14 protein-coding genes are annotated in these 12,747 nt (G+C 67.7%); all 14 read right to left on the reverse strand.

Annotated features, from left to right (window positions below; genetic code table 11):
• Window positions 1-22: 22 nt before the first annotated feature.
• The 14 genes from PG898_RS17670 to PG898_RS17735 all read right to left on the reverse strand — a co-directional run bounded on the left by PG898_RS17670 (window position 23) and on the right by PG898_RS17735 (window position 12,719).
• Window positions 23-748 carry a 3-ketoacyl-ACP reductase FabG2 gene (locus tag PG898_RS17670; protein WP_111912816.1) on the reverse strand — a complete coding sequence of 242 codons (726 nt, stop codon included), beginning with the start codon at window positions 746-748 and terminating at the stop codon, window positions 23-25.
• Complete coding sequence (locus PG898_RS17675; protein ID WP_111912818.1) at window positions 745-1,218, reverse strand: ApeP family dehydratase; 474 nt, start codon at window positions 1,216-1,218, stop codon at window positions 745-747. Before PG898_RS17675 ends, PG898_RS17670 begins: the two co-directional genes overlap by 4 nt.
• The gene (locus tag PG898_RS17680) at window positions 1,215-2,396 is read right to left on the reverse strand and encodes a beta-ketoacyl-[acyl-carrier-protein] synthase family protein (RefSeq protein WP_111912820.1); all 1,182 of its coding nucleotides are present in this window, start codon (window positions 2,394-2,396) and stop codon (window positions 1,215-1,217) included. Before PG898_RS17680 ends, PG898_RS17675 begins: the two co-directional genes overlap by 4 nt.
• A complete protein-coding gene (locus PG898_RS17685) occupies window positions 2,393-2,950 on the reverse strand; it encodes a DUF3261 domain-containing protein (RefSeq protein WP_111912822.1) in 558 nt (185 codons plus the stop codon). The genes PG898_RS17680 and PG898_RS17685 overlap by 4 nt, the downstream gene beginning before the upstream one ends.
• Window positions 2,947-5,304 (reverse strand): MMPL family transporter, encoded by a 2,358-nt coding sequence (locus PG898_RS17690; protein ID WP_270824740.1) that lies wholly within the window; start codon window positions 5,302-5,304, stop codon window positions 2,947-2,949. Before PG898_RS17690 ends, PG898_RS17685 begins: the two co-directional genes overlap by 4 nt.
• A gap of 50 nt (window positions 5,305-5,354) precedes the next feature.
• The gene (locus PG898_RS17695; protein ID WP_270824748.1) at window positions 5,355-5,945 is read right to left on the reverse strand and encodes an outer membrane lipoprotein carrier protein LolA; all 591 of its coding nucleotides are present in this window, start codon (window positions 5,943-5,945) and stop codon (window positions 5,355-5,357) included.
• Window positions 5,946-5,965: 20 nt separating this feature from the next.
• Window positions 5,966-6,391, reverse strand: coding sequence for an acyl-CoA thioesterase (locus PG898_RS17700; protein WP_042648425.1), 426 nt, complete (start codon window positions 6,389-6,391; stop codon window positions 5,966-5,968).
• Between the two features lie 237 nt (window positions 6,392-6,628).
• On the reverse strand, window positions 6,629-8,191 hold the full coding sequence (locus tag PG898_RS17705) for an HAL/PAL/TAL family ammonia-lyase (protein WP_270824739.1): 1,563 nt from the start codon (window positions 8,189-8,191) through the stop codon (window positions 6,629-6,631).
• Window positions 8,178-9,881, reverse strand: coding sequence for a glycosyltransferase family 2 protein (locus PG898_RS17710; RefSeq protein WP_270824738.1), 1,704 nt, complete (start codon window positions 9,879-9,881; stop codon window positions 8,178-8,180). The genes PG898_RS17705 and PG898_RS17710 overlap by 14 nt, the downstream gene beginning before the upstream one ends.
• Entirely contained in the window at window positions 9,878-10,249 is a 372-nt protein-coding gene (locus PG898_RS17715) for an ApeI family dehydratase (RefSeq protein ID WP_270824737.1), read from the reverse strand. The genes PG898_RS17710 and PG898_RS17715 overlap by 4 nt, the downstream gene beginning before the upstream one ends.
• Window positions 10,233-11,603, reverse strand: a complete 1,371-nt coding sequence (locus PG898_RS17720; RefSeq protein WP_270824736.1) for an AMP-binding protein — start codon at window positions 11,601-11,603, stop codon at window positions 10,233-10,235. The genes PG898_RS17715 and PG898_RS17720 overlap by 17 nt, the downstream gene beginning before the upstream one ends.
• A complete protein-coding gene (locus PG898_RS17725) occupies window positions 11,600-12,238 on the reverse strand; it encodes a hypothetical protein (RefSeq protein ID WP_270830629.1) in 639 nt (212 codons plus the stop codon). The genes PG898_RS17720 and PG898_RS17725 overlap by 4 nt, the downstream gene beginning before the upstream one ends.
• A complete protein-coding gene (locus PG898_RS17730; RefSeq protein WP_011707160.1) occupies window positions 12,207-12,455 on the reverse strand; it encodes an acyl carrier protein in 249 nt (82 codons plus the stop codon). Before PG898_RS17730 ends, PG898_RS17725 begins: the two co-directional genes overlap by 32 nt.
• A 3-nt stretch (window positions 12,456-12,458) precedes the next feature.
• Window positions 12,459-12,719, reverse strand: coding sequence for a phosphopantetheine-binding protein (locus PG898_RS17735; protein ID WP_270824747.1), 261 nt, complete (start codon window positions 12,717-12,719; stop codon window positions 12,459-12,461).
• Window positions 12,720-12,747 lie beyond the last annotated feature (28 nt).

The raw sequence follows: 12,747 nt of genomic DNA on the forward strand, positions 1-12,747 counted from the left end.
CAAGATCTCACCGACATCCGCGTCATACCATGCCCCCGTTGATGGAGATGACCTGACGCGTGACATAGCCGGCGATGTCCGACATCAGGTAAGAGACCAGCCCGGCCACCTCGTCAGCCTGCCCCATGCGCTTGAGCGGGATCAGCTTCAGCGCCTCGGCCTTCACCTCGGCATCCACCATGCCGGTGTCGATAAGGCCGGGTGCCACGCAGTTCACCGTGATCTTGCGCTTGGCGAGCTCCAGCGCCAGCGCCTTGGTGGCCCCCATGATGCCCGCCTTGGCGGCGCTGTAGTTGACCTGGCCCCGGTTGCCCATCAGGCCTGAGACCGAGGAGATGGTCACGATACGGCCGCCCCGGCGCAGGCCTATCATCGGCATGATGCAGGGCTTGAGCAGGTTGTAGAAGCCATCCAGATTGGTGTGCAGCACCCCGTCCCACTCTTCGTCGGTGAGGGCGGGAAAGGCGCCGTCACGGATGATGCCGGCATTGCAGACCACACCGTAATAGGCGCCGTGTTCGGCCATGTCGGCCTCCAGCCGCACGCGGCAACCCTGGCGATCGGCGATGTCGAACTGGATCAGGCGCCCCTGCCCACCGGCCGCTTGCAGGCTGTCCAGCGTCGCCTCGGCACCGGCGCGGTCGCCGTGGTAGTGCACCACGACGAGAAAACCGTCGGCGGCCAGCTTGAGGGCGATGGCGCGGCCTATCCCCTTGCTGGCGCCCGTGACCAATACGGTAGAGATCATGAAACGTCCTTCGCTAACAAATCGGATAACTCGCCGGGTGCGGGTTGATAGGTCGAGAGGCGTGCGGTGGCGCACTCCCGCCCATCTTGCAGGATCCGGCATTCGAAACTGGCCATGCCGCCGTCTTGCAACAGGCAGCTGGCCTCTATGGTGAGCAGGGCCCCCACAGCAAAGCTAGTAGGCTGGCAGCGGTACTTGCGGGTGCCGAGCAGCATGCCGATACGCACCGGCTCGCCGCGCAATCGCCCCTGCATGCCAGCCCAGGCGGCGATGGTCTGGGCCATCAGCTCGATGCCGACCCAGCCGGGCAGGTTGCCCTCGCCATCGAGCAGCAAGGCGTGGCGGGCACCGACACGGGTCTCGCAGCACGCCCGGCTCGCATCCACGGCGCAGAGCCGGTCCAGCAGCAGCATGGGGGCCTGATGGGGCAAGAGAGTATCGATGGCGGGCAACGGTGTGATCTCATTCATGAGGCAGATTTCCCGAACAGCAGGCTGACATTGTTGCCACCGAAGGCAAAGGAGTTGGAGAGGATCCGGGGCGTCGCCAGCGGGGTGGTGCCACTCACCAGCCGGATGGGAGCCAGCGCCGGATCCCCCGTCATCACCCGCTGGGGTGGCAACGGCAGTGCCCGTTCCAGCAGCAGGCAGGCGAGCGCAGCCTCGATGGCCCCCGCCGCCCCCAGAACATGGCCGGTGAGCGGCTTGGTGGAGCTGCAAGGCACCCTGTCCCCGAACAGGCGATAGACAGCCTGGCTCTCCATGGCGTCATTGAGGCGGGTGGCGGTGCCGTGCAGGTTGATGTAACCCACCTGCTCCGGCGTCAGACCTGCCTGGGCCAGCGCCATGCCCATGGCCGCCTCGGCCCCCACGCCGTCTGGATGCGGCGCCGAGATGTGCCAGGCATCGGACGATTCCCCCACCCCCAGCAGCGCGAGCGGCGCAGGTTGTCTGCTCAGCAGAAACAGTGCCGCCCCCTCGCCGATGTTGATCCCCTGGCGGCCGTTGTCGAAGGGCTGGCAGAGGGTGCCACTGAGGGACTCCAGGCTGTCAAAACCGTTGAGAGTCAGCCCGCACAGGCTGTCGGCGCCCCCGACCAGCACCGCATCCACCAGTCCGGCCGCCAGCATCCGCTGACCGCTGATGAAGGCACGGGCGCTGGAGGAGCAGGCGGTGGAGAGGGTGTAAGCGGGCCCTTCCAGGCCGAGGTGGCGAGCCAGAAATTCGGACGGGGAGCCCAGCTCCTGCTGACGATAGTCAAAGACGAGCGGCACGGCCTCCCCGCGCCGGGCAGCCGCCACCGCCAGTTCGGCCTCGCCGATCCCGGCGGTGCTGGTGCCAAGCACCAGCCCCACCCGCGCAGGGCCAAACGTCGCCAGCGCCTCGCCGAGGGCGTGCCGGATCTGGGCCAGCGCCGCCAGCAGCAGCTGGTTGTTGCGCGAGGCGTAAGGAGCCAGTGCCGCCGGTATGGCCGGCAACTCGCCTTCCACCCGCCCCACCGGGGTCAGGCGGCCATCCAGCAAGGCCTGGTTGTGGCGGGTGAGCGGCGTGCTCCCCTTGGCCTGCCAGGCCAGCAGGGCCTCGGCGCTGGCATCAACGCCCTCACCCAGCGCCGAGATGAGGCCATAGGCGGTGATAAAACAGCTCATCGGCTCAGGGTCTCCAGTTGCAGGCGGTAGTGGAATACGTGCTGTTGCAGGCTGACCGGCTCGCGCACGCCGTCGATGTCGCGGTAATGGATCTCGCTGACCAGGGCGCCATCGGGGGCTCGCAGCCGGCGTGTCAGCCCTTGGTCCCGCAGCGTCCAGCCCGGTGGCAACTGCGGCTGCCAGCTGGCCAGCGGCCAGTAGCAGAGCATGACGTCCGCCAGCACCTGGGTCACGGGCGGCATGCCGGTGGCGAGCAGCGGGCTCAGTTGTTGGGTCGCTATGCCCTGCTGATCGTAACGCACTCGGAACAGCCGCACCCCGCTCGGGGTCAGGCCGACCAGGGTCAACTGGCTGCCATCGGCCTCCAGCACAGTCATCAGCTGATGGGCGCTCTCACCCACAGTGGCCGTCAGCAACTGCTGGCGATAGAAGGGGGTGGCCAGCACGGGGGCCGGCAGCGTCATGACACTGCTCTTGTCGAGATAGGCGGTGGGGGCCGGCTGGCTGCTGCAGCCCCCCAGCAAGAGGATGAGTAATGCGAACACTGATCTCATGGTTGCTCCGGCTCCCGCTCGTCATGCCTCCGCTTGTCCGCTTCCCTGTCCAGCACCAGGGGCGACAACAGGAAGGCGGTAAAGATACCGCCACTCAGCACCAGACCAAAGCCCGCGATGGCGGGGGTGTGACTCAGCGCCAGCAGACCGAAGGCCAGCTGGGTGGTGAGGTTCGCCAGCAGGATGGCGAGCAGGGTGGCACTCTGCCGCGCCAGCTCGCGCCCGCTGTGGGCGAAAAAGAGACCATAGTCGATACCGATGCCGAAGATGAGGCTGAGCGCCAGCACCCCGAACAGGGTGAGCGGCTGGCCGCAGGCGGCGAGCAGCGCCAACCCCATGGCCAGCGCAATCAGGTTGACCAGCAGCACCTGGGCCGCCCGGGCCGCCCCCATCCGCCGCCAGAGCAGCAGGGCCACCAGGCCGATGGCCACCGACAGCAGCTCCGCAAGCTTGATCCGGTAGTGGGCGAACAGCCGGCTCCACTCGCTGCGCTGATCCTGCCAGTAGACTCCCTGCTCGGCCGCCGCCAGCGCCGTCAGGGCCCCTTCGTCCACCACCCCCACCAGCGGCACCCAGATGGCGACGCGGCCATCGTCCAGCGAGTGCCACAGCAGACGGCTCCCCTCGCTGACCGGGCTGGCCAGCCAGGCCGCCGGGGTCAACCAACCGGGCTCGCGGACGGGGGCTTGCCCCCCTGCTGGTATTGGCACCCCGGCCTCTTGCAGTCGGGTCACCACTTGGGGCAACAGGGCCCGGATGGCGGCCGCATCCTGCTGCTGGCGCGCCAGCGAAGGCAGCCAGCGGGAAAGAGAGACAAAATCCTGCAGCGCACCGCGCTGTGTAAGCTCGGCCAGCCGGCCGTCGAGCCGCTCCAGTCGTTGCAGCGCCTGTTCGCCGTCCGCTCCCGTCACCAGAAAACCCTGCATGCCGCCCTGCTGGCCGGTCAGGGTCTTGATCTGGTTCTCCTGCGCCTGCAGTTCCACCGGCAAGGGTTGCAGCCGGCGGATGTCGTCATCCACCCGCAGCTGGCTGATGCCAAGAGCAGCCAGCAGCAGGCAGCAGAGCGGCAGGCCGATACGCACCAGCGGGCGTTGCCGCCAGGCCCTGAGCCAGGCCATCAGCAGTGGCTGAATGACCATGGGCCGGGTCGGCAGCGGGCCGGCCCAGCGCGGAAACAGGCAGAGCACGGTGATGAAGGCGCTGAACAGGCCCGCCAGCGCACACACCGCCAGCTGCTGCAGCCCGGGGAAGGGGGCGAACCAGAGCAGGCCATAACCGATCAGGGTCGTCAGCACCGCCAGCGACAGGCTCGGCAGCAGCCGTAGCCGGGTCTGATGCGCGCTCTCGTCGCCGCCGTGCAACCGCCGCTCGCACAGGAAGTGGATGGCGTAATCGATGGCGATGCCGATGAGGCTGCTGCTGATGACCAGGGTGAAGACATGGATCTCGCCAAACAGGATGAGCACGGCGCCCAGCCCCCACATCAGCCCCACGCCAATGGGCAGCAGGGAGAGCAGCAGCGCCCGGGTCGAGCGGAACACGCCCCAGATCAGCAGGATGACCCCGATCATGGAGCCAAGCCCTATGGTGGAGATGTCCTGCTGGGCCAGGTTGCTGGCGTGCTGGCTGTAGAAGAGGGTGCCACGGCGCAGCAGCTCGGCACCGGGATAAGCCTGGGCCAGCCGCTGCTCGGCGTTGTCGAGCGCCCTCAGCACCCCCTGATTGCGCTGGATGTCGAAGGCGGAGAGATCCAGCTCGGCGCGCACCATGTACCAGTCACGCCCCCCCTTGTCCCGGCTGATCAGCCAGCCCGCCTTGAGCTGCATGGGGCCGCTGACCTCGGCCAGCACCCCGGCCCGGGTCAGCAGCAGGGGATCGCTTTGCCACTCGGCGCGAGAGACGCCGCCAAAGGGCGAGTAGATCTGGCCGAGCACCCACTGACTCCACCCCTCGGCGCCAGCCGCCAGCCGGGCCCGGCTCGCCTCATCCAGCCGCTGCCAGGCGAGACTGTGCAGATAGACCTGCCAGGCGGAGGCCAGCTCGGGCTGATGCCCCTTGATGTGGGAGAAGGCCGCTATCTGGCCGAGTTGTGTTACCCATAGCTCGGCCGCCGCCTGCCCGCTCTGTCCGGCCGGCAGACTCAGCATCCAGACCAGCTGGCGGTCGAGCTGCTGCAGCAAGCCCTGCTGCAGGGCCGGATCCAGATCGCTGCGGGATGCATGGGGCAGCAGATCCATCAGGCTGGTGTTGATGCGGCTGTGGGGCAGCTGCCAGGCGAGTACCGCCGCCAGCAGCAGACAGAGGCCGATCCAGAGCGTGCCAAGCCGGTGCCAGGTGGTTTCAGCTTGCAGCAAGGTCGACTCTCCCGGCCAGACCACGGGCAGTGGCTTGGCGCGATGCGGGGCTAATGGGCAGCAAAGCGGGCCTGCTCCTCAGGGGTCAATGGCAGGGGGCGCTCGCGCCAGCCACTGAAGCGGATGCGGGTGCTGTCACCCTGCCGATCGGCGATGAGCAGCTGATCCAGCTGCCCCTGCCCGCTCAGGGTGAGGCTGGCGAACACCTTGTCGAGCGGCGCCTGCGTGGGCACCATCACCAGCTGCCAGCCCGCCTCCGAGCTCTGGAAATCGATGCTGAAGTAGCGGCTCAGGGTCGCCTCGTCCGAGCCGAACAGCGCCAGCAGCATCTGGCTGAATTCCAGCAGTTGGGGGCTGTCGATGACGGTGGCGGGCTGACCCGCCACCTGCTGCACCATGCGTTGCGGCGTCAGGGTGAGTGTCAGGGCAAAGGGCTTCTGCTGCTGCCACCAGAGGCCGAGGTCGCGCACCAGCAGCAGCTCGCCGGATGCCTTGAGCGGCTGGCTCAGTCCCGCCACCTGTTTCTCCTGCTCGAAATGGGCCTGCCGGGCCGGGCTCAGGGTCAGCAACTGCTGCACCTGGTCACGGGTCAGGGGGGCCGCCTGCAGTGGCCACGCCAGCAGCAGGACCAGTCCGACCATCAGCCGGTTCAGAAGAGGGGTCACTGGCTCACCCCCAACTTGTCCAGCAGCACCTGGGGCGAGGCCAGGCACATCTCGCCGCTCGCCTTGCTCACCGCCACCTGGATGCTGTAGCCCTTGCTGGTGCGGGTGCCGCTCACGGCGTCGCTCAGCAGGTAGTCGATCTTCAACCGGTTCTGGTACTCGGTCAGGGTGGCACGCACCCGCACCCGCTGGCCGAAGCGCAGCGACGCCAGGTACTTCATCCGGGTGTCGATGATGGGCCAGAGGTAGCCGGAGGCCTCCATCTGCGGATAGTTGTAGTCGATGAGGTCGAGCAGGGCGCAGCGGGCCAGCTCGATGTAGCGAAAGTAGTGGCCGTGCCAGGCGACCGCCATCATGTCCACGTCGTGGAATGGGATGGTCACTTCGATCTCCGTGCTGATCTGCCAGGGTTCTTGCTGCATGGTTTTTCTCACAAGTCGTCTCCCCGCCAGCGCGACACAGCCACCCAGTCCACGTCGTGGAACGGGATGGTCACCTCGATCTCCGTGCTGATCTGCCAGGGTTCTTGCTGCATGGTTTTTCTCACAAGTCGTCTCCCCGCCAGCGCGACACAGCCACCCAGTCCACGTCGTGGAACGGGATGGTCACCTCGATCTCCGTGCTGATCTGCCAGGGTTCAGACGTAGTCTGGATACGGCTCATAGTGAAGAGTCCTGATAGAGGGGGTAGTGGCGCTGGCGAATGCGGGCTATCAGCGCCCTCAGCTCGGGCTCCAACGCCCTGTCTTCCAGCAGCGGGGCGAACTCGGCCCGCACCTGCACGACCATGTCGGCCAGCGCCGTGCCGAGCGGGCGGGTCAAGGGGGTGGGTCGGGCGAGGCGCAGCTCGACCCCCTGCACCGCCGCCAGCAGGCAGGCGGCCGCCACCTGTTCGGTCAGGGTCAGCACCCGCAGCGCATCGCGCGCCGCTATGGTGCCCATGCTCACCTTGTCCTGGTTGTGGCACTCGGTGGAGCGGGAGAAGACGCTGGCGGGCATGGTCTGCTTGAGCGCCTCCGCGGTCCAGGCCGAAACGCCGATCTGTACCGCCTTGAAGCCGTGATTGATCATCTGCCGCTCATCCGGCGCGCCGGAGAGGTTGCTCGGCAGGCCGCCGTTGAACTTGCTGTCCACCAGCTGGGCCAGCTGGCGATCCAGCAGGTCGGCCAGGTTGGCGACGGCCGTCTTCATGCTGTCCATGGCCATGGCGATGTGACCGCCGTAGAAGTGGCCGCCGTGCATCACATGCTCCCCCTCCCCGTCGATCAGCGGGTTGTCGTTGGCGCTGTTGAGCTCGTTCTCGATGAGCTGACGCCACCAGGGCAGGCTGTCGGCCACCACCCCGATGACGTGGGGGGCGCAGCGCAATGAGTATCTGTCCTGTAGCCGGTCGCTGTGGCGCGGCAGCTCGCCGGCTACCAGGTCTTCCCTCAACCAGGCCGCGATCCCCTGCATGCCGGGGTGCGGCTTGGCGGCAAACAGCCGCTCGTCGAAGTGGAAGGCGTTGCCCCCCATGGCGACGCTCACCAGCGCGGTAATCCGGGTCGCCAGCCGCATCAGGTAGTCGGTGCGGGCATAGGCGAGGCAGGCCAGCGCCGTCATCACCGAGGTGCCGTTCATCAGTGCCAGCCCCTCTTTCGGTCGCAGGCGCAGGGGGGTGACCCCCAGCTCCAGATAGACCTCGGCGGCGGGGCGCAGCACACCATCGTGATGGAGCTCACGCTCCCCCACCAGCACGGCGGCGACGTAGGAGAGCGGGGTAAGATCGCCGCTGGCGCCCACCGACCCCTCTTCGGGAATGCGCGGCACCAGATCCTGCTCCAGCAGCCAGCAGAGCCGCTCGAGCAAGGCCGGGCTGACCCCGGAGACTCCTTGCGCCAGGGAGCAGAGCCGGGTCGCCAGCACGGCGCGGGCGGCATCGAGCTCGAGATCCGCCCCCAGCCCGCAGCCGTGAAAACGGGTCAGGTGCAGCGGCAGCTCAGGCACCAGCTCGGTCGGCACCGGCCGGGTCACCGAGTCGCCGTAGCCGGTAGTCACCCCGTAGATGACCCCCTCTTCGGCCAGCAGCCGGTCGAGAAAGTCGGCGCCCCGCTGGATGCGGGCCATGAAGGCGGGATCCGGATTCAGTGCGGGGGTGGCGCGCCCTTCGGCCAGCGCCACCACGTCCTCTATGGTCAGCGGCTCGGCGCCGAAGGTGACCCGTCTCATCTCACTCTTGTTCATCGGTCAGCTGCCAGAAATCAAAAAAGTTGAACCAGTCCAGCGGGGCCTGCAGGCAGTGATGCTGCAGGCGATCGGCATAGGCTTGCACCCGGGACGCAAGAATCTGTTGGCGCCCCTGCCGTGGCAGGGGTTGGCCGTCGGCAAAGGGCTCGAAATGCACCCGAAAGCGGCCCTGCTCCTTGAGGCCGAACATCAGGTAGACAGGGCAGCCCAGCACGCTGCTGAGCACAAAGGGCCCGAGCGGAAAGGGCGCTGGTGCGCCGAGGAAATCGGCCCAGATCACCCGCTTCTCCCGGGTCACCGAGGTGCGATCGCCGACGATCACCACCCACTCTCCCCGCTCCAGCTTCTCCTTGAGCAGGATGGCGGTATCGGCCCCCAGCTCCTGCACCTGGATGAGATTAAGGTGCGAATCCGGGTTGATCTGTTTGAGCAGGGCGTTGAAGCGGGCCGCATGGCGGGTGAACACCAGCGCATTGATGCGCAGCCCCTGCTTGCGGCTGCCCAGGGCGCGGCACAGCTCCAGATCGCCCAGGTGGGAGCCCAGCAGCAGAACGCCCTGACCGCTGTTGATGGCGGCCTGGTAGTGCTCCGCCCCCACCAGTTCCACCTCTTGCTCGGTGATGTCGCCGCGCCAGCCGGCCAGCTTGTCGAGCGCCGCCTCGCCAAAGCGCAGGAAGTGGCGAAAGCTCGATCGCGGCTCGGTGGGCAGCGCCACCCCCTGCGCGCTGGCGAAGCGCTCGAGGCGGGCCAGATAGGCTTGGGATGCCTGGCGCTGGGCACGGCCGGTCAGCCAGAAGTAGCCGATGACCGGATAGAGCAGCAGGGAAAACCCTCGCCGCCCCAGCAGGCGATAGCTGGTCAGCATGATCTGCATGCCGAGCAGGGATCCCCGCTCCGGGGTGCGTGACCAGTGAGTGCGCCGCTCGCGCCACAGCTGCGCCGCCCGGACGCCAAGGCGGCGGGGCCAGCGGCCGATGCGCAGCAGCTGATCCCACAGCAGGCGGCACACCAGTCGGGTGTGCATCCAGGAGATGTCGCGGTTGTCACGCCAGAGCTGGAAGTGGGAGCTGCCATCGGCGGGATAGATGACCCGGGTCGGCACGAAGCGCACCGCCACCCCGGCCCAATGGAGGCGCACCATCACCTCGGTATCGAAATCCATCCGCCGGCCGAGCGCCACCCGTTCGAGCAGCGCGCAGGTGGCCGCCAGCGGATAGACCCGAAAACCGCACATGCTGTCCTTGATGGCGAACGACAACGTCTCGATCCAGACCCAGACATGGGTGATGTAGCGGCCGTAGAGGCGCCCCTTGGGCACGGAATCATCGTAGAGCGGGCGGCCGGAGATGAGCGCCGCCGGGTGTTTGTCCGCCTCGGCCAGCAGGGCCGGCAGGTCCGCCAGATCGTGCTGGCCGTCGGCATCCACCTGCAGGGCGTGGCTGAAGCCGAGTGCATGGGCGCGGCGCAACCCCGTCATCACGGCGCCGCCCTTGCCCTGGTTGTGAGGGTGACGCAGCAGGGTGACCCAGGGGTAACGCGCAGCCAGCGCATCCAGCTCGGCGGCGGCAACCGGCTCGCTGCCATCGTCGATCAGCAGGCAGGGCAGCCCGTATTCGGCCAGCCGCGCCAGCACGGCGGCCAGCGGGCCAGCATGGTTGTAACAGGGGATGAGAATGCAGGGCGTCATGGGATCAGCCGCACCCGTCCGCTGCTCGCTGGCTCATCGCCGAGCAGATACTGAAAGAGGAGCTGGTCCTTGTCTGCCTGCCACTGCAGGCGCAGGCTGCACTCGGCTCCGGGGCGCAGGGGGCGCTGGAACTTGAGCTGATCCACCCCGTGAAACGGCTGCGCCAGCTTGAGCAGGCTGGCGGCATAGTGCATCACCCAGTGGATCTGGGTCACCCCGGGCAGCAGGGGCGCACCGGGAAAATGGCCTGTAAACCAGGGCAAATCGGGATCGAGCCGCAGTCGCAGGCGCACCTCGTCGGCCAGCGTCTCGCAGGCAAGCACGGTGGGCAAGGTGTTCGGTGGCAGAGAGTCAACCGAGAGGCTCATCGAACAGCTCCTTGAGTTGTGGCCAGGGGCGCTTGCCCTGGGCATTGACGGGCATCTGTTCGACCCGGCGCACGCTGCGCGGCAGGGCGACCGGCTCGAGCCAGGGACGCAGCTGCTGGCGCAGGGCCAGCAGGAAGCGGCCCTGACCCAGTTCGGCCCAGCGGGCGGTGCCCGCCTCGCTCAACACCAGCACGGCGCCGAGGATCTGGCGCTGGCCCTGCAGCAGCGGCAGCACGGCGGCCGATTCCACCTCCGCCAGCCCCTGCAGGCGCGCCTCCACCTCGTCGAGGGAGATGCGCTTCTCCTCCAGCTTGACCACCCGATCCTGGCGACCCAGCAGCTCGAACCCGGCCCCCGTCATCAGGATACGATCGGCGCAGGCCAGCCAGTCGTCCTCTGCCAGGAAGGGGGAGCGCAGCAGCAGGCCCTGATCCGGACCGACCCGCACCTCGACGCCGGGCAGCGCCGTCCAGGGGGTCTGCCCCTGGTGGCGCTGGCGCCAGCCGATGCCGCCGGTCTCGCTGCTGCCAAAGATCTCCACCGGCAGCTGACCGAGCAGCAGTTTGGCCTGCTGGGCATCCCCCGGTTGCAGGGGACCGCCGGAGGAGACGATCAGCCGGCAGCCGGCGGCGGGAATGGCCGGGTCAAGCCGGCTCAGAAACGCTGGGGAGGCGATCAGGCACCAGGGGGCCGTTTGCAGCGCCAGCTGCTCCGGGTAGTCGATGCTGCGACGATCAAAGGGGAGACCGAGAGCAAGCGGCAACAAAATGCGAAACAGCAGGCCGTAGATGTGCTGGTGACTGACGCTGGCCAGCACCCGGGTGTCGGCCAGCCGCTCGCCCCACAGCGCCATCTGCACCCGCAACTCCGCCTCCAGCTGGGGCCAGGCCTTGGGGATCGCCTTGGGCTCACCGGTGGAACCGGAGCTGAACAGGGTGAGATCGAGGCGTTCGGGAACCTGGCTGGCGTGATCTTCATCCAGCTCGCCATGGGCGTCGGCCAGTGGCAATTGCAGTTGGGGCACACCGAGCCCCTCGCCTGGCAGCTCGCCGTCTGTGAGCAGGCCATCGAACTGCGCCTGCAGCGCCTGCAGACCAGCCAGCCGCTGATGGCCCGGCAGGATTGCCTGATAGCCACCGAGGGCGCAGGCGAGTAGTGCTTGCGTGAACAGCAGGCTGTCATCGAAGCAGAGGGCCCAGCGCGCACCTGGCTGGCCGGCGCCGGCGTGGCGGGCCATGGCCCGGGCCAGTTGCAGGCTGCTGCGGCGCAGCTCGGCCAGGGTCACCTCGCCGCCTTGGCCGAACGCCACCACGCACTCGCCGTCCCGCTGCCAGATAGTTTTCAGCAGGGTCATGGGGCCAGCCTCTTGAGCAGGCGGCGGCGCACCAGATACTCAGCCCCCATCAGGCCGCCCATCAGGGCGTAGCTGATGAGACCGTTGTAGAGGCTCCAGAGCGCCAGATCCCCGTGCCAGATGGTGAAGGCCGCCAGCGCGCCGTTGATGACGAAGAAGCCGCACCAGACCTGGGTCACCCGCCGGGTGTAGCCGATGGCTGCCGGCGGCAAAACGGGATCCTGCAGGCGGGCCAGCCGCTCCACCAGGCTCATGGGGCGGGTCAGGCTCCAGCCGAACAGGCAGAGCAGCGCCAGGCTCACCGCCAGCGGGTAGTAGAGCAGCCAGTGCCGGGCGCTGAACAGGGCAGACAGCAGGGTCAGCCCCAAGCCGATGCAGGCCAGCAGGCGGCCCAGCCAGAGCCACTCCGGCAAGGGGCCGAGCCGGACCCGCCCCTTGAGCAGGCCAGGCAAGAGTCGCAGCGAAAAGATGAGCAGCAGACCGAGCAGCAGCGGGGTCTGACCGGCGTGGGTCAGCCCCCAGTAAACCGCCAGCGGGTAGAGCAACAGGGCACCACCGGCCAGCCAGGAGAGCCAGCGCATCATGGCAGGGCGTGCACCGGCATCAGGCGTCGGCCAGCAGACGCTCGACCGCATCCACCACATCGTTGACGCTGCGCACCGACTTGAACTCTTCCGGCTTGATCTTCTTGCCGGTCAGCTTCTGCAGGTGCACCACCAGATCGATGGCGTCTATGCTGTCGAGCTCGAGATCCTGATAGAGGCGGGCCTCTGGGGTGATAGCCTCTTCGTCGACCTCGAACAGCTCGACGAGGGCGGCCTTGATCTGGGCAAAGATGTCGTCACGGGTCATGGCTCAGGCCTCCCCTTTCGACTGGGCCTGCACCAGGGCGACCAGCGCCGCGACAGAGGCGAAATGACGACGGGTGTTTTCATCCTCGGCGGAGAGCACGATGCCGTAGCGGCCCTTGATGGCAAGGCCCAGCTCCAGCGCATCGATGGAGTCCAGCCCCAGGCCGTCACCGAACAGCGGCGCCTGACTGTCGATGTCGTCAGGGGTGAGCCCCTCGTAACTGTTCACCCAGATGGCATTGACAGGAAAAAGTGAGACGATCATCCCTTGATCCACTGTTGCCCCTTGCCTG

This window comes from Aeromonas sp. QDB31 (genome assembly GCF_027707605.1).
Classification (GTDB): Bacteria; Pseudomonadota; Gammaproteobacteria; order Enterobacterales; family Aeromonadaceae; genus Aeromonas; species Aeromonas media.